The organism is Mycoplana ramosa, assembly GCF_041930185.1.
In the GTDB taxonomy this organism is placed as follows: Bacteria; Pseudomonadota; Alphaproteobacteria; order Rhizobiales; family Rhizobiaceae; genus Mycoplana; species Mycoplana ramosa.
This window is the reverse complement of sequence record NZ_JBHEEW010000003.1, coordinates 220,416-237,314: the sequence shown is the minus strand read 5'-3', so window position 1 is coordinate 237,314 and position 16,899 is coordinate 220,416. Positions and strand designations below refer to the sequence as shown.

Here is a 16,899-nt window from a genome sequence, read left to right as displayed (position 1 = left end):
CGGCACGCAGCCGGTCCAAGGAACAGCCCAAGGAACCGGGGGTCACAACCCCTCCAGTTCCTCACGGAGCATTTCCAGTTCGAGCCACTCCTCTTCCATTCGAGTGAGGTCCGCACGCAGCTTTTCCATCTCGGCAGCGAGGCGATTGAAGCCCGCAGGATCCTTCGTAAACAGCGCCGGATCGGCCATCTTCTCCTCGCGCCGGGCGATTTCCGCCGCCACCTTCTCCATGTCCTTCGGCAGGTTCTCCAGCGCGAACTTCTGCTTGTAGGACAGCTTCCCCCTGCCCTTGTCGCCGGACTTCTCCGGCGACGCGTTGTCGCCTTTCGCCTTTTCGGCCTTTTCCGCCTTGCGACGCTCCTCCACCGCGCCCCGGCGTTGCGCCATCATGTCGGAATAGCCGCCGGCATATTCGATCCAGCGGCCGTCCGGCGTTTCAGGATCGGCCGGTGCAATCGTCGAGCTAACCGTGCGGTCGAGGAAATCACGGTCGTGGCTGACAAGGATGACCGTGCCGGAGAAACCGGCGACGATTTCCTGCAGAAGATCCAGCGTCTCGATGTCGAGATCGTTGGTCGGCTCGTCGAGGATCAGTAGGTTGGTCGGGCGCGACAGGATGCGCGCCAGCATCAGCCGCGCCCTCTCGCCGCCCGAAAGGTTGCGGATCGGGGTGCGGGCCTGCTCCGGCTGGAACAGGAATTCCTTCATGTAGCCGGTCACGTGGCGCTGCTCGCCGTTGACGATCAGGGTCTCGCCACGGCCATCGGTGAGATAATGCGCCAGCGTGTCGTCCGGGTTCAGTTCCTCCCGGCGCTGGTCGAGCGTGGCGATCTCAAGGTTCGTGCCGAGCCGGACGGTGCCGCTATCGGGCGCGATCTGACCGGTCAGGATTTTCAGCAGCGTCGTCTTGCCGGCGCCGTTCGGCCCGACGAGGCCGATGCAATCGCCACGGTGGACGCGGATGGAAAACGGCGCAACGATCACGCGCTCGCCGTAGCTTTTGGTGACCTTGTCGGCCTCGATCACCAGCCTCCCGGATTCCTGTGCATCGGACGCCGTCGCCTGGACCGTGCCCTGCGGCCCCTTGTGGCCGCGATGGCGGGCACGCATGTCCTGCAACTCGCCGAGCCGGCGCATGTTGCGCTTGCGCCGTGCCGTCACGCCGTAGCGCAACCAGTGCTCCTCGCGCTCGATCGCCTTGCCGAGCTTGTGCTGCTCCATCTCCTCGGCTTCCAGGACCTGGTCGCGCCAGGCCTCGAAATGGCCGAAGCCGCGATCGAGGCGGCGTGACGTGCCGCGGTCGAGCCAGACCGTGGCATTGGAGACCTTTTCGAGGAAGCGGCGGTCGTGCGAAATGACGACCAGCGCCGACCGGCTTTTTGTCAGTTCGTCCTCCAGCCATTCGATCGTCGGCAGGTCGAGATGGTTGGTCGGCTCGTCGAGAAGCAGGATGTCCGGTTCCGGTGCAAGCACACGCGCCAGCGCCGCCCGGCGTGCCTCTCCGCCCGAAAGCGTCTTCGGGTCCTCCTCCCCGGTCAGACCCAGGTGCGACAACAGATAGGTGACGCGATAGGGATCGTCGCCAGGGCCGAGCCCGGCCTCGGCATAGGCCGCAACCGTCGCGAACCCTTGGAAATCCGGGGCCTGTTCGAGGTAGCGGATCGTCGCGGATGGATGGCGGAAGACCTCGCCGGACTGCGGCTCGACGATCCCGGCGGCGATTTTCAGAAGCGTCGACTTGCCCGAGCCATTGCGGCCGACAAGGCAAATGCGGTCGCCCGGCTCCACCTGCAGGTTCGCGCCGGCGAGAAGCGGCGTTCCGCCGAAGCTCAGGAACATGTCGTCAAGTTTCAGAATAGGCGGTGCCAAACTCAGGCTCCTGAAAGATCGTAGGGCCGGGCGAGCAGCACGGCCAGCCCGGCATCAAGGGTGAGGGTGACGGGGCCGAGTGCCACGTTGGAAACCGTGCGCGACGAGCCGAAGGGCAGGTCGAACACATTCAGGGGGTAGCGCACGTTCTCGATCGAAAGGCCCGACAGCGCGGTCAGGCCGAGAATCGAAAAGAGGCTGTTTTCCGGCAGCTCGATCGTCGTGCGGCCCGGACGCAGCGGCCAGGCTTCCTCCGATCCGGAGGTCAGCATGATGTCGCGGCCTTCCGCTCTCAATGCCGCCGCGTGAAGCAGGTGCATGAGGGCGTGATCGCTGCGTTCGCCGCCAAGCGCCCCGGCAAGGATCATTCTTTGCGCCCCGCGTTCAAGCGCGGCCGAAACGGCGATCTCGCCGTCGGTCGCATTCTTGGCGGTCGGATAGGGCTCGCGCGGGACATGGCTCCAGGCCTCAAGGTCATCCGGCGAGGCGGAATCGAAATCGCCGACCCAGGTCTCGGGCGTGATGCCCAGCATCGTCGCATGGCGCATGCCCCCGTCGGCGGCGATGAAACGGGCACCGTGAATGGCCGCCTTGAAGCGGGGGGTCGGTTCAAGGGTTCCTCCGAGAAGGAGGACAAAGAGTTGATCGGCGGCGTTCGTCATGGGCACACCGTCTAGCGCATGTTCAGCGGGAATGGAAACGTCTTTGCACGAGTACGGCGGCGCTCAGCCGCTTGCATAAGCGGCCCCGCCGGACTAATGCTCTTTCTGCTCTAACGGGGTGCCGCATGGTTACGAGATGACCGGAGGCTGAGAGGCGTTTGCCAACCCGCGGAACCTGATCCGGTTTGTACCGGCGGAGGGATTAGACGGCACATTCAGCGCCCTATTCCCGTCATTGGAACTAAAGGAGGCGCCGATGCGCATAGGACTTCTTCCATCTTTCCTGCTTCTTGCAGCTTTCGCTTCTCCCGCGCTCGCGGCGGACAAGACGCTGACTATCTACACCTACGAGAGCTTCATCACCGAATGGGGACCCGGCGCCAAGGTCGCGGCCGAGTTTGAAAAGACCTGCGACTGCAAGGTGGAATGGGTCGGCGTCGCCGACGGCGTCGAACTGCTGACCCGGTTGAAGCTGGAGGGCGAGGGCACCAAGGCGGATCTCATTCTCGGCCTCGACACGAACCTCGTGGCAGAAGCCAAGGCGACGGGGCTGTTTGCGCCCCACCAGCTTTCTCCCGTAGGCCTGACCGTACCGGGCAATTTCGAAGACGACACTTTTCTGCCTTACGACTACGGCCACTTTGCCGTTGTCTATGATACCGAGGCCCTGCAGAATCCGCCGAAAAGCCTGAAGGAACTGATCGAGGGCGATCCGAAGGAAAAGATCGTGATCGAGGATCCCCGCACGTCGACGCCCGGCCTCGGCCTGCTGCTCTGGGTCAAGGCCGTCTATGGCGACAAGGCGGGCGAGGCCTGGACAAAGTTGAAGGATCGCGTCCTGACCGTCACTCCCGGCTGGTCCGAGGCCTATGGGCTCTTTACCAAGGGCGAAGCGCCAATGGTCCTGTCCTACACCACCTCGCCGGCCTACCACATGGTGGCGGAGAACTCCGAGCGCTACCAGGCGGCCCCCTTTGCCGAGGGCCACTATGTGCAGATCGAGGTCGCAGGGATGACGAAGGCCGCCCACGATCCCGAACTCGCCCGCAAATTCCTCAGCTTCATGACCGGCCCGGATTTCCAGTCGATCATTCCCGAAACCAACTGGATGATGCCGGTTGGCGCGACCCGCGCGCCGCTTCCGGACGCCTTCGGCAAGCTGGTGAAGCCCGAGCACACCTTCCTCTTTCCTGCCGACGAGGTTGCGGCGAACCGCAAGGCCTGGATCGACGAATGGCTGGCGGCGATGAGCGCCAAGTGAGGGTCTGACCTCTGCCGGCAAACCCGCCGGCGCGGGTGATGTGGCACCGTCGCGTCTTCCCGGCATGAACGGCGAGCCTGTTGCCTGGGAGCACGGCATGTACACCAGCAGCGAAAGAGCAGCGATTACCTGGGCCGGGGGCGCCGTCCTCGGCTTCATCCTGTTGTTTGCCGGCGTTTCGACCGCCGTGCTGCTGCTCAGCGCCGAAGGCGGCACGTCCGGCACGCTGTTCGACAGCTACCTCGTCCGCATCGCCCGGTTCACGCTGCTCCAGGCCGGCCTGTCAACCGCGCTGTCGGTGGGCCTTGCCATTCCGGTGGCGAGCGCACTGGCGCGGCAACGGACCTTTGCAGCTCGGATCTGGATCGTCCGGCTTTCCGCCCTCCCGCTCGGCTTGCCGGCACTGGTGGCCGTTCTCGGCATCATCGAGGTCTGGGGCCGAAAGGGTGTCGTCAACGACACGCTGAGACTGCTCGGGCTCGACAATCCCGTGAGCATCTATGGCCTGGCCGGCATCCTCGTCGCGCATGTCTTCTTCAACCTGCCGCTTGCGACGCGCCTGCTGCTGGCCGGGCTCGAGCGCATTCCCGCGGAATACTGGCTGACCTCCGCCAATCTCGGCATGCGGCCGGCCGCCGCTTTCCGCCTGATCGAATGGCCGGTGATCCGCGGGCTCCTGCCGGGGATCGCCGGTCTCATCCTGATGCTCTGCGCGACCAGCTTCACGATCGTCCTCACGCTCGGCGGCGGGCCGGCCGCAACGACGATCGAAGTGGCGATCTACCAGGCCCTGCGCTTCGATTTCGACCCACCGCGCGCCGTCATGCTGTCCGCCCTGCAGATCACCATCACCGGGGCGCTGCTGGCGCTGATGCGAATGCTCGGAACACCGACCGAGGACGCGCCGACGACGGGCCGCGCCGTCCGGCGGTTCGACAGCAAACGGAGGAGAATTGCCGACGGCATTGTGATTGCCGTCTTTGCCCTGTTCACGATCACACCGCTCCTGGCGGTGGTCTACTCGGGTCTTTCCGCCGATCTCGCCCGCCTGGCAACCGATCCGGCTCTGCACCGGGCGCTGCTCACCAGCCTGGCCATATCGGTTGCCTCGGCCGCACTGTCGCTCGCAATCGCGCTGCCCACCGTCGCGACGCCGCAACTTGTCGGACCAGGGGCAAGAGGCACGCGCTATCTGGGCGTCGGGTTGCAAGCGACGAGTTCGCTCATCCTGCTCGTTCCGCCCGTCGTGGTTGCCACCGGCTGGTTTCTGATGCTGCGCCACTTCGGCGCGACCGGGCGCTTTGCCCCCTGTGTCGTTGTCGTCGTCAACGCCCTGATGGCCTTGCCCTTCGTGGTCCGCGTGCTGGGACCGGCATACCGGACGCATCTGGCGCGAACCGGACGGCTTTCGGTCAGTCTCGGCGTCACGGGCTGGCATCGGATCCGATGGGTCGATCTGCCGGCGCTGAAGCGGCCGCTGATGACCGCCTTTGCCTTTGCCATGGCTCTGTCGCTCGGCGATCTGAGCGCTGTCGCGATCTTCGGCGCCGACGGCTTTGTCACCTTGCCCTGGCTGCTGTTCAGCCGAATGGGAAGCTATCGTACGGAGGATGCGGCTGGCATCGCCCTGCTTCTGGGCGTGCTCTGCCTGCTGCTGACGCTGCCCTCCACCGCAGCGGACAAGAATCAAAGGGAAGAGAATGCGTGATCCCTCCCATCACGGCGCAGAGGCTACCGCGATCCGGCTCGCATCTGCCACCGTACAGTTCGAGCAAAAGCGCCTTGTCTTCGATTGCGCCATCCCCACGGGAGCAAGCGTCGCCGTCACCGGTCCATCCGGCGCCGGCAAATCGACGCTGTTCAATGTCATCGCCGGCTTCCAGCCGATCCGCTCCGGCACCGTCGAGATCTTTGGAAAGGACATGGCTGGACGGGAGCCGGCAGCGCGGCCGGTTTCCGTGGTGTTCCAGGAGAACAATCTCTTCGTCCACCTGACGGTGGCGCAGAACGTCGGCCTCGGGATCGACCCGTCGCTTCGCCTGCGCCCGGCCGAACGGGAGCGGGTCGAGATCGCCCTCACACGCGTGGGGCTGGCCGGCTACGGGCACCGCATGCCGGCGCAGCTTTCGGGCGGAGAGCGGCAGAGGGTCGCCCTAGCGCGAGCGCTGGTGAGAAACCGTCCGATCCTGCTCCTCGACGAACCCTTCGCAGCACTGGACCCGGCCATGCGCGCCGAGATGGCAGCGCTGCTGTCGGAACTTCGCATCGAGACGCAAAGCACGTTGCTGTTCATCACCCATCAGGTCGAAGATTTGCCGCGTCTCGCCGATCGGGCCATGTTCATCGACAACGGAGCAATCGTACTGATGGCGCCGCTGGAGGCTTTTCTTGCGGAACGGCAGTTGCCGGCGCTGGCCGGCTTCCTGGGCTTTGATGGATAAAGCTCTCGGCCGGAGGCTTGCCATACTTTGGACGCTAGGCTGTGTCACCGGAGCCACATTGAGAACCGATTCTGGAATCGGGAGTTGTCGGCAAGGGGCGGTGCATCTATCTCTCGGCGAAGGGTCCTTACGGGACCGGCGGGTATCGGCACGATACTTCGGAACACCGTGACAACAATCCGAACAAGCGAGAGTTCTTCGTCTTCGAATCGGATACGGTCCCGAATGGCGACGCCCGGGGTGATTTCCGAACAGGTCGTTAGGTTGCGAAGGGGCATGGGGCGAATGCTGGGCAAAGGTCGGCATCCGGGATTGGGCAGGGGACGCGGAGCCGCCGTTGCGCGCATCGTGCTTGCCCTCGCGGTCGCGGGCCTTGTCGCATCGTGCCAGGCGCTCGACCAGGCCTATGAGCCGACCGTCGCGCCGTCGTCCAGCCCGCAGATTGTCGACGAGGTCCAGAAGAACGATCCGCGCGCGGCAATGGGCGCGCGCGAGCACCCGCGGATCGTTGCCAGCTACGGCGGAGAGTACAAGGACGCCAGGACCGAGCGTCTCGTCGCCCGCATTGCAGGAGCGCTAACGGCGGTTTCGGAGAATCCGAGCCAGTCCTACCGGATCACCATTCTCAATTCGCCGGCGATCAATGCCTTTGCGTTGCCGGGCGGTTATCTCTATGTCACGCGCGGCCTTCTGGCGCTCGCCAACGATGCCTCGGAAGTGGCAGCCGTCCTGTCGCACGAGATGGCCCATGTGACGGCGAACCACGGCATCGAGCGACAGAAGAAGGAAGAGGCGGAAGTCATCGCCAGCCGCGTTGTCGCCGAAGTGTTGTCGAGCAATCTTGCGGGCAAGCAGGCGCTGGCCCGCGGCAAGCTGCGGCTTGCCGCCTTTTCGCGCAATCAGGAACTGCAAGCGGACGTGATCGGCGTGCGCATGCTCGCAGAGGCAGGCTACGACCCGTATGCGGCGGCACGGTTCCTTGATTCCATGGCCGCCTACGGTCAATACACGTCCGTGGATCCGGAAGCTGACCAGAGCCTGGACTTCCTGTCCAGCCATCCCAACGCACCGCAGCGGGTCGAGCTTGCCCGCCGCCACGCCCGTGCCTTCGGCCCGGAAGGAACGGTTGGCGATCGCGGTCGCGACTACTACCTCGCCGGCATCGACGGTCTGCTCTATGGCGACAGCCCCGAGGAGGGTTACGTCCGCGGCCAGACGTTCCTGCATGGCACGCTCGGCATCCGCTACGAGGTGCCCGCCGGGTTCCAGATCGACAACAAGGCGGATGCCGTCCTTGCGACCGGCCCGGGTGACATTGCGATCCGCTTCGACGGCGTCGCTGACAACCAGCGCCAGAGCCTCGTCAACTACATCTCCAGCGGCTGGGTTACCGGCCTGAAGACGGACACGATCCGTCCGACCACCATCAACGGACTCGAAGCCGCAACGGCGCGGGCAGCCGCTGACCGCTGGGAATTCGACGTCACCGTCGTGCGGATCGGCAATCGGATCTACCGCTTCCTGACGGCCGTTCCACAAGGCTCGCCGGCCTTAGAAACAACCGCGAACGTCCTGAAAAGCTCGTTTCGACGGCTGACGCCGCAGGAGGTTGCATCGCTGAAGCCGCTTAGGGTCCGCGTGGTCACCGCGCGGCCCGGGGACACCGTCGCCTCGCTCGCCGGCCAGATGATGGGAACCGATCGCAAGCTCGGCCTTTTCCGTCTGATCAACGCCTTGGCCCCAACCAGTACGATCAAGCCGGGCGACAAGCTCAAGGTCATCAGCGAATAGCAGCACGCATCGAGTGCTCGGTGGCAGGCTCCAGATGCGCCACCTTTCAGCGCATCTGCGTAAGTGCTAGTTATATACTGGTATTTGAATTCGACGACAGACTGAAATGGCATCCCGGGTTCCGCAAACGCGCGTGGGGTACGATGTCCAGGTTTCTTGCCTTTCTGTCCTGTAGCCTTTTCGCTCTTCTGCTCGGGCTGACCGTTGCTCCGTCCGCGACAGCCCAGACGACGCCGGCCAGCCCTGCCCAGGCGGGCCAGGCAGGTCCGCCGCCGGAAAAACTTGCCGAGCTCATGAAGCTGCTGGACGATCCGGACATCCGAAAATGGATCCAGAGTCGCTCCTCCGCAGCGGCCACTGCGAGCGAAGCCTCCAGGGAAGCAACGCTGGAGGTCGAAGACATAGAGGCCAGGGCTCGCAGCCGGTTTAAGGCGTTGGGGGCGGCAATCCCGAAGGTTCCGTCCGAGATTGCCGCGGCTTCCGGTCGGGTACGCCAGCAGGCAAGTGAAAGCGGCTTTGCGCCGGCATTCATCCTCCTGCTTGGCATCGTCGGTGTCGGCGCTGGTGCCGAATGGCTGTTCCGCAAAAGGGTGCAAAAGACGAAATTCGAAAGCGCGATTTTGACCCGCGCCTATGCCGAGTTCGGCCCCCTACTCGCCTTTACGGCCGTTGCCGCGCTGATGTTCCTGGCATTGGAGTGGCCGCCGCTCGTTCGCGTCGTGATCCTGTACTCCCTGCTGGCGATGATCGGCTATCGACTTGTGCTCGCATTGTGCCGGCTGTCGATGGATGTCGGCGGCACCTCGCAGTTTCACTACACCCGCCTGCGGATCTTCGGAGCTATTCTGGCATTTGCCATTGCCATCTGGGCGATGTGCCGGCCCCTCGGCGTCGATCCCGATGTTCGCGCCATCATCACCTACGTCTTTTCGATCCTGCTTCTGGCCGTGTGCATCGAAACCGTCTGGCATCGACCGCTCGACCGCAGCGGCAATCCGCCGACCCGTGCAACCAACATCCTTGCTAGCCTCTATCTGGTGGGCCTCTGGGGGCTTTGGTGCCTGAATTTCCCGGGCCTGTTCTGGCTCGGCATTTACGCGATCGCCCTTCCAAAAGTCCTTGCGGCGACCGATCGGCTGACGAGGGCGTTCGCGCTGACGCGCTGGAACGAGGAGAACATCGCCACGCCACGCATGGTCCTGCTCGTCAGGGGTGTTCGCGCAATCGTCATTCTGATCGCAGTCGGCTGGATAGCCCTCATTTGGAACTATAACCCCAACGTAATCGCAAAGGAGAGCCCGCTTCTTCAGACGATCGTCACCGGCCTGTTCAAGAGCGTTATCATCCTCCTGCTCGCCGATCTCGCCTGGCAACTGGCCAAGACGGCGATTGACCGTAAGCTGACGCCTGTGGAAGGCGAAGCTGCCTTCACACCGGACGAGCAGGCGCGTCGTGCGCGCATGCGGACCCTTCTGCCGATCTTTCGCAATGGGCTGGCGGTTGTCGTCCTTTGCGTTGCCGTAATGACCATTCTCGCCGAAATGGGCGTTCAGATCGGCCCGTTGATCGCCGGTGCCGGCATCTTCGGCGTTGCGATCGGCTTCGGCTCGCAGACACTCGTCAAGGACATCGTCAGCGGCATCTTCTATCTGATGGACGATGCCTTCCGTGTCGGAGAGTGGATCGAGAGCGGCAGCTACAATGGCGTCGTGGAATCCTTCAGCTTGCGTTCGATCCGGTTGCGCCATCACCGCGGTGCGGTGTTCACCGTCCCCTTCGGCTCACTCGGAGCGATCCGAAACGGCAGCCGCGACTGGACGGTCGACAAGTTCCGCATCCGCGTGCCGTTCAAGACCGACATCGCCAAGGTCGGCAAGATCGCGAAGGATATCGGCAAGCAACTGCTCGAGGATCCGGAACTTGCGCCGCACATCATCAAGACGCTGAAGATGAAGGGCGTGGAGCAGATCGGCGAGTTCGGCATCGAGATCAGCTTCGGCTTCACGGCGCGGCCGACGGGCGAGCAGGCGGCGATCAGGCGGCGCGCCTATACGATGATTACTCAAGCTTTTGCGGAAAACGATATCTCGTTCGCCCAGCCGACGTTCCAGGTGGGCGGAGAGGGGGAAAAGGAGGGAGCCGCCGCGGCTGCGATGTACAAGCGGCAGGCGGATCTGGCCGCTCAACAGGCTGCGGCGGGAGGCGAGGCGCGAACGTGAGACCAGCCGGCCAAAACCGCTGAACACGGTTCAGCGGCAGGTCAGGTTGGTCTCGGGGAGAGATTGCGGCATCAGTCTTCAGTGTCCGACGCGGCGGCCATCACGCCGGACTTTCTGCCGAGGGTCACAGCAGTGCAGAACACCGGTCGGCTCGGCCGCCCTGTTGCTTGCTGCGTGGTTACCTGGGCTCAGGTGCCGAGGTCCGCAAAAGCCGGTGTCGCCTCGCAAAGTGCGGCCCGCAGCTTTTCCAGGGCCCGGTTCTCCAGCTGGCGCACCCGTTCCTTCGAGATTCCGAGATCGGCACCGAGCTCCTCCAGGGTGGAGCTGCTGTCGGTCAGGCGCCTGGCGCGAATGATCTTCATTTCCCGCTCATTGAGCCGCGTTAGCGCCCGGCGCAACCATTCCCGCCGGCGCTCGCCGTCGATCATCTCCGTGACCTCTTCGTCCGGCAACGGTGCCTCGCTGGCGAGCAGATCGATGTGGCTCGTGCCCGTCTCCCCTCCACCCGCGACCGGCGCCTGCAGGGACACGTCGGCGGCGGCAAGCCGCGCATCCATGTTGCGGACGTCCGCAGTGCTGACTTTCAACGCATTTGCGATCTGCAGGTAGACGCTCTCGGAGGTCAGTTGGCTATCGCCCCTGGCAATGCGTGCGCGCAGGCGGCGCAAGTTGAAAAAGAGCGCCTTCTGCGCCGAACTGGTGCCGCCGCGCACGATCGACCAGTTGCGAAGCACGTAATCCTGAATCGAGGCGCGGATCCACCAGATGGCATAGGTGGAAAAACGCACCTCACGCTCAGGCTCAAAGCGGGCAGCGGCCTCCAGCAGACCGATATAGCCTTCCTGCAGCAGATCGTTGAACGGCAGGCCGAAATTGCGAAAGCGCGAGGCAAGCGCGATCACGAGCCGCATATGGGCCATGGCGATGCGGTTGCGCGCCTCCTGATCATGGTTGTTGCGCCAGGCAAAGGCCAGCGCCTGCTCCTCCTGCCGCTCCAGATAGGGCGCGGACATGGCGATCTTGATCATGCGACGGTCTGCTGCGGAATCGGTAGCCATTGGCATCTCCCTCAGTCGGGATTGAAAGGATCCATGGCCAACATCGCCATGGTATTCACCTGACAACGCATGCGTCTGCGAGGCCTTCGCTCCAGCCGGCGACGATGCGGCTGCGAAGGCCGAAGCCTTTGGCTGACGGCCCTGCCAAACCGGCCGCCAACGCGATCATGCTATACTGCTCGTCCTCAGCGGGCGAGTGGCTATTTTTGGGCATTGGCCAAAAAGGGCGCGCGGAAGAACCGACCGCCACAGCAAGCGAGTTGCTTTCTTTGCTCTTTCGACTTCTCTCGCAGGTGCGGAGATTCCACCGACCGACGCCGCCACGACCGTCCGAATCAACCTGCCGGCGTCGAGCGGGCGTGAGGAACTCAACCTGCCATTGCATCGATCGCCCACTGCAAAAACGAAAAACCCGGCTGGGAGAGCCAGCCGGGTCGAAATTTCCAATGGAGGGGTTGTCTCAGGCAGCCTCGTCCTGTGCGTCGTCTTCCTCGACGACCTTTCCACGCTTCGGCCCCTTGTTGAGGTTGACCTCCACGAGACGCACCGCTTCGGTCTCGGACATCTTGTTGACGGCAGCGATCTCGCGGGCCATCCGATCCAGAGCGGCCTCGTAGAGCTGGCGCTCGGAATAGGACTGCTCCGGCTGGTTCTCGGCGCGATAGAGATCGCGAACCACCTCGGCAATCGAGATCAGGTCGCCGGAATTGATCTTGGCATCGTATTCCTGCGCGCGGCGAGACCACATGGTGCGCTTCACGCGAGCCTTACCCTGAACAACCTTCAACGCGCGGTCGACGAAATCGGTTTCGGACAGCTTGCGCATGCCGATGGACACGGCCTTGGCGACCGGAACCTTCAGGCGCATCTTGTCTTTCTCGAAGTCGATGACAAAAAGCTCAAGCTTCATGCCGGCGACTTCCTGCTCCTCGATCGCGACGATCTGGCCGACACCATGTGCCGGATAGACGATCGATTCACCGGTCTTGAAGCCCTGGCGCGTGGAAGATTTCTTCTGCTGGGTCGTCATTCTGTTCAAATACTCCCTGTTACGCTCCCGGCGCAGGCCGGGGCCGGGTCAAGAGGCCCGGGAAAGACGGGGACACCGTCGGGGTGACACCATTCCTGGTCCGTCCAACAAGGCACAAACGGATGCGGCTGCGCGTTCACAAGAGAGCAACGTGACGTTGCCTATGGGAGATGAGCGGCGCCGGGAGATCGTTTGCTCGTGGTGGTGCTTGGGCACACCAAGTGCCTCGCTTGGATCAGTATTGCGACGCTACCACAAAAAAGTGCGGAAATCAATAATTTGCTTCGCATGGGTCATCAAGCCTGCCCTATCCGACTTGCGAACGGACATGCTCGGTTTTCCCCAACTATAAACCACGCCCCAATTCGGGCACGGGGCACCTCAGTCGCCCTGCCCGGGCTCGGCGGAGAAGTACTTCTCGTATTTGCCTTCCTCGCCGTCAAAGGCCTTTGCATCCGGCATCGGCTCTTTCTTGACCGTGATGTTCGGCCAGAGCTGCGCGAATTCGGCGTTCACCTTTAGCCACTTGTCGAGGCCCGGCTCGGTGTCGGGCTTGATCGCCTCGGCCGGACACTCGGGCTCGCAGACGCCGCAATCGATGCATTCGTCCGGATGGATCACCAGAAAGTTCTCGCCCTCGTAGAAACAGTCAACCGGGCAGACTTCCACGCAGTCCGTGTATTTGCAGCGAATGCAATTGTCGGTCACGACATACGTCATGATGAACTCCAGCGAATTTCCTTGTCGGCGGCCCGAGCGGCCAGCATCGCCATGTCAACCGGCGAAGCGGACGCGTTCCGGCATCTCGCGATATCCGATGCCTCCGTCTTCGGCTTGGAGGTAAAGGCTTTGACCCCGGTTTGCAAGGAAAAACCATGCGCAAGACCGGCCGAACGAGGGACGGATTTTCTACGAATACCCACCAATTCGGCGGATCCAGGGACTAATCTTCCGATTGATCAAAGCGGCTGCGCAGCGCATCGGTTTCGCGGCGCTCGCGTTTTGTCGGCCGACCTGCGCCGCGCTCGCGCGTCGCCTGGTCGAACAGGCTCCGCTCCGATCTCGGCGGAGGCGGCGGGGTGAGGTCCTCGTAGAGGGTACGGGCCTCCTCGAAGGGCCCGCGGCGCGTCCCCGCCTGCAGCACCCTCACCACGAGGTCATGGCGATCCAGCGAGAGGGTGACCGTGTCCCCCGGCTTCAGGTTGAAGGACGGCTGACGAATGGGCTGGCCGTTGACGGAGACATCGCCCTGCTCCACCGACTTCGCCGCGAGCGAGCGGGACTTGCGCAGGCGAGCGAAGAACAGCCATTTGTCGATGCGCTGGCGCGCCGGATCCGATGGCTGCTCCCGCTTGTCGGCCATAGCCCTACTTCTTCATCTGCTCCTTGAGCGCCGCGAGCTTGGCGAACGGTGAATCCGGATCAATCGGCTTCTCCTTGCGCGGCGGACGCGCCTCGAACTTGGCCGGCTTGCCGGCGCGATCCTCGCGTTGCGGACGGTCATTGCGGTCATTTCGATCCGGGCGACCGGCCTGCGGCTTTCCGTCGCGGCCCTTGGCGAAGTCCGGGCGGCCACCCTGCGGCCGGCCTTCACGCCGATCCCCGTCGCGGCGATCGCCTTCACGCCGTCCGACAGCCTTTTGGCCGCGGTCGCTGCGGCGATCGCCCTGGCCGCGCTGGCCATGACGCTGGTTGTCATTGCGCCCGCCCGGCCGCCACAACAGGACCGGCCGCGCTTCCGCCGGAACCGCGTCGTCCGTCGCCTCGTCATTGGCGCCTTCGCTCTCCGTTACGTCGGCGGTCGGCTCGGCAGATGTCGTCTCGGCAGCCGCCGTTTCGTTTTCGCCGGCAGCAACGGAGGTGGATTCAGCCTCCTCATCCGCATGGCCGGTCGCTTCGGCAACGTCGGCAGCACCAGCGACAGCTTCCGCCTCACCGGCGGCCGTCACGTCCGTCTCGCCGGGCGCCGCGACCGCGGTCTTGGCGTCTTCCGCGGCCAGGAAAGCGGCGGCCTCCTCGGCCTTCACGCTGTCGGCGCGGTAGCCAAGGCCCTTCAAAATTTCTTCCATGTCGTCGGGGGTAGCGCCGAGGATCGAGAGCATGGAGGTCGTCGCGGTGAACCGCCGGCCGTCATAGGCGCCGTCCGGGCGCGGCGTCGTGCCGGGCTTCCACTGAAGCAGCGGCCGGATAAGGTCCGCCAGGCGCTCCAGGATGTCGATCCGCACCGCACGCTTGCCGAGGAACCGGAAGCCGGCAAGCTTGTAGAAGGTCCGCTCGAAGCTCTGATCGGCGACGATCGACGTGCGGCCGGCGGCCAGCGCCGGGATCAGTTCGCCGTAGCCCGGCTTGTCGAGGCCGTCATTCTTCAGCGCCCAGAGCAAGGTGATGAGTTCGGCCGGTGCCGGCTTCAGCAGCGCCGGCATGAAGATGTGGTAGGCGCCGAAACGGATGCCGTGCTTGCGGATCGAGGCGCGCGCCTCCTGGTCGAGCGACTTGACGTCATCGGCAACGTCGCGGCGGAAGATCACGCCGAGGTTTTCGACGAGCTGGAAGGCCAGACCCTTGGCAAGCCCCTGCAGATCCTCGGCGCGCGACAGGTCATCGAGCGGCTTCAGGACGGTGGCGATATGGTGATTGACGAAGCGCTCGATACGAGCTGCGACATGGTCACGAGCACTGCCGGTCAGCTGTTCGTCGGCCAGCAGGATGACGCGCGGGCGCATGACGTGATCACTCGCGGCGAGGCGGGCGACGGGCTCGCCGAGCCAGCGCACGGTGCCGTCGGAGCCGACGGCGAGATCGCTGTTGCCGGCCGCGTGAAGCCGGGCCGCACGCGCCTCGAACTCAAGCGCCAGCGCTTTCTGGGCTGCACCCTGCACGGCCTTCGCGTCCGGGCCCTCCGCGCCCGAAGCGAGCGTGAACCGGAATCCGGCCAACTGCCCCACATGATGTCCCTCGACGAAGACATCGCCATTTACACTGATTTCGGCTTCCAGCATCGCATTCTCTCTCAGGCGCTTCATGAGCACAGATGTCCTGCGATCAACAAAGCGTTTCGTCAACCGTTCATGTAACGCGTCGGACAATCGGTCCTCGATTTCCCGCGTCTTTTCCTGCCAGTGTGTCGGATCGGCCAGCCAATTCGGGCGATTCGACACATAGGTCCACGTCCTTATCTGGGCAATTCGTGCCGAAAGCGTGTCAATCTCGCCATCGGTCCGATCCGCGCGCCTCACCTGTTCGGCCAGAAAGTCCTCGTTCACCGTACCCCGCCGAACCAGATCGGCATAGAGGGTAGAGATGAGATCGGCGTGTTGCGCCGGCGTAATGCGCCGATAGTCCGGCAGCGCGCAGGCTTCCCAGAGCTTTTCCACACGTTCGGCCGTCGTCGCCATGTCCCTGATGTCGGGATAGCGCGCCAGATGCTCGAGCGCCTGCTGGTCGACGGCCGGCAAGGCGCGAACCAGGCCGGAAACCGAAGGTGGCGCATCGAGACTTGCCTTCAGGCTTGCAATCGAGGTGAAGTCCAGCCGCTTTGACCGCCACTGCAGGACCCGCACCGGCTCGAACTCGTGCGCCTCGATCCGCTCGACGAGTTCGGGATCGAACGGATCGACCCGCCCGGTCACGCCGAAGGTTCCGTCCCGCACGTGGCGGCCGGCACGGCCGGCAATCTGACCCATCTCGGCCGGATTGAGGTTGCGATACTGATATCCGTCGAATTTCCGGTCCTGCGCGAAGGCGACGTGATCGACGTCGAGGTTGAGGCCCATGCCGATCGCATCGGTGGCGACGAGGTACTCGACGTCACCTTCCTGGTAGAGCCCCACCTGGGCGTTGCGGGTGCGCGGCGACAGCGCCCCCAGAACGACGGCGGCGCCACCGCGCTGGCGCCGGATCAGTTCGGCGATGGCATAGACTTCATCGGCCGAGAAGGCAACGATCGCGGAGCGCTGCGGCAGGCGCGTGATCTTCTTCGAACCGGCATAGAAAAGCTGCGACAGGCGCGGCCGCTCGACCACGGTGATACCGGGGAGCAAATGCTCGAGGATCGGCTTCATCGTGGCCGCGCCAAGGAGCAACGTCTCGTCGCGGCCGCGCAGGTGCAGAATACGGTCCGTGAAGATATGGCCGCGCTCGAGGTCGCCGGCAAGCTGGACCTCGTCGATCGCCACGAACGACGCGCGCGTCTCCCGCGGCATGGCCTCCACCGTGCAGACCGAATAGCGCGCCATGTGCGGCGTGATCTTCTCTTCACCGGTGACGAGCGCGACATTGTGATGCCCGACCTTCTCCACCAGCCGGGTATAGACCTCGCGCGCCAGCAGCCTGAGCGGCAGGCCGATCACACCCGTCTCGTGCGCCACCATGCGTTCGATTGCGTAATGGGTCTTGCCGGTATTGGTCGGACCCAGCACCGCGGTGACACCGCGGCCGCTCATTATCATCGGTGCAGCAGACAAGGCATGCCTCGGAGAGTATCAATCATCCGGCGCCGGTTGCGTTCCGCGCGCCGGCAACACAAATGCCCATCGCAATGCGCAATAGCAAGAGCACTGAACGAATCG

General features: G+C 64.1%; 12 protein-coding genes and 1 riboswitch. Of the genes, 5 read left to right on the top strand and 7 right to left on the bottom strand.

Annotated features, from left to right (window positions below):
- Nucleotides 1–42: 42 nt before the first annotated feature.
- Both JNC62_RS05505 and JNC62_RS05500 read right to left on the bottom strand, forming a co-directional pair.
- Nucleotides 43–1,869: an ABC-F family ATP-binding cassette domain-containing protein gene (locus JNC62_RS05505; RefSeq protein WP_374836729.1), complete on the bottom strand. Its 1,827-nt coding sequence runs from the start codon at nt 1,867–1,869 to the stop codon at nt 43–45.
- A 2-nt stretch (nt 1,870–1,871) separates the two neighbouring features.
- Nucleotides 1,872–2,531 (bottom strand): thiamine diphosphokinase, encoded by a 660-nt coding sequence (locus tag JNC62_RS05500; protein WP_374836727.1) that lies wholly within the window; start codon nt 2,529–2,531, stop codon nt 1,872–1,874.
- Nucleotides 2,532–2,635: 104 nt separating this feature from the next.
- A riboswitch (TPP riboswitch) is annotated at nt 2,636–2,750 on the top strand.
- 37 nt (nt 2,751–2,787) lie between these two features.
- Between JNC62_RS05500 and thiB the strand changes: the two genes are divergently transcribed.
- From thiB to JNC62_RS05475, 5 genes are all read left to right on the top strand, one after another.
- The gene (gene thiB / locus JNC62_RS05495) at nt 2,788–3,792 is read left to right on the top strand and encodes a thiamine ABC transporter substrate binding subunit (RefSeq protein ID WP_374836725.1); all 1,005 of its coding nucleotides are present in this window, start codon (nt 2,788–2,790) and stop codon (nt 3,790–3,792) included.
- A 97-nt stretch (nt 3,793–3,889) separates the two neighbouring features.
- Nucleotides 3,890–5,500 (top strand): thiamine/thiamine pyrophosphate ABC transporter permease, encoded by a 1,611-nt coding sequence (thiP, locus tag JNC62_RS05490; protein ID WP_374836723.1) that lies wholly within the window; start codon nt 3,890–3,892, stop codon nt 5,498–5,500.
- The gene (gene thiQ / locus JNC62_RS05485) at nt 5,493–6,233 is read left to right on the top strand and encodes a thiamine ABC transporter ATP-binding protein (RefSeq protein ID WP_374836722.1); all 741 of its coding nucleotides are present in this window, start codon (nt 5,493–5,495) and stop codon (nt 6,231–6,233) included. The genes thiP and thiQ overlap by 8 nt, the downstream gene beginning before the upstream one ends.
- A gap of 285 nt (nt 6,234–6,518) precedes the next feature.
- A complete protein-coding gene (locus JNC62_RS05480) occupies nt 6,519–8,024 on the top strand; it encodes a M48 family metalloprotease (protein ID WP_374836720.1) in 1,506 nt (501 codons plus the stop codon).
- A 143-nt stretch (nt 8,025–8,167) separates the two neighbouring features.
- Nucleotides 8,168–10,243: a mechanosensitive ion channel family protein gene (locus JNC62_RS05475; RefSeq protein WP_374836718.1), complete on the top strand. Its 2,076-nt coding sequence runs from the start codon at nt 8,168–8,170 to the stop codon at nt 10,241–10,243.
- 188 nt (nt 10,244–10,431) lie between these two features.
- Here JNC62_RS05475 and JNC62_RS05470 read toward each other — a convergent pair whose 3' ends face one another.
- From JNC62_RS05470 to JNC62_RS05450, 5 genes are all read right to left on the bottom strand, one after another.
- Nucleotides 10,432–11,301, bottom strand: coding sequence for an RNA polymerase factor sigma-32 (locus JNC62_RS05470; protein ID WP_374836716.1), 870 nt, complete (start codon nt 11,299–11,301; stop codon nt 10,432–10,434).
- 460 nt (nt 11,302–11,761) lie between these two features.
- A complete protein-coding gene (locus JNC62_RS05465) occupies nt 11,762–12,331 on the bottom strand; it encodes a CarD family transcriptional regulator (protein WP_374836714.1) in 570 nt (189 codons plus the stop codon).
- A 381-nt stretch (nt 12,332–12,712) separates the two neighbouring features.
- On the bottom strand, nt 12,713–13,051 hold the full coding sequence (gene fdxA, locus JNC62_RS05460) for a ferredoxin FdxA (RefSeq protein WP_374836712.1): 339 nt from the start codon (nt 13,049–13,051) through the stop codon (nt 12,713–12,715).
- Between the two features lie 223 nt (nt 13,052–13,274).
- Nucleotides 13,275–13,694, bottom strand: a complete 420-nt coding sequence (locus JNC62_RS05455; RefSeq protein WP_374836710.1) for an Hsp15 family ribosome-associated heat shock protein — start codon at nt 13,692–13,694, stop codon at nt 13,275–13,277.
- Nucleotides 13,695–13,698: 4 nt separating this feature from the next.
- A complete protein-coding gene (locus JNC62_RS05450; RefSeq protein ID WP_374836931.1) occupies nt 13,699–16,779 on the bottom strand; it encodes a helicase-related protein in 3,081 nt (1,026 codons plus the stop codon).
- Nucleotides 16,780–16,899: the final 120 nt, after the last annotated feature.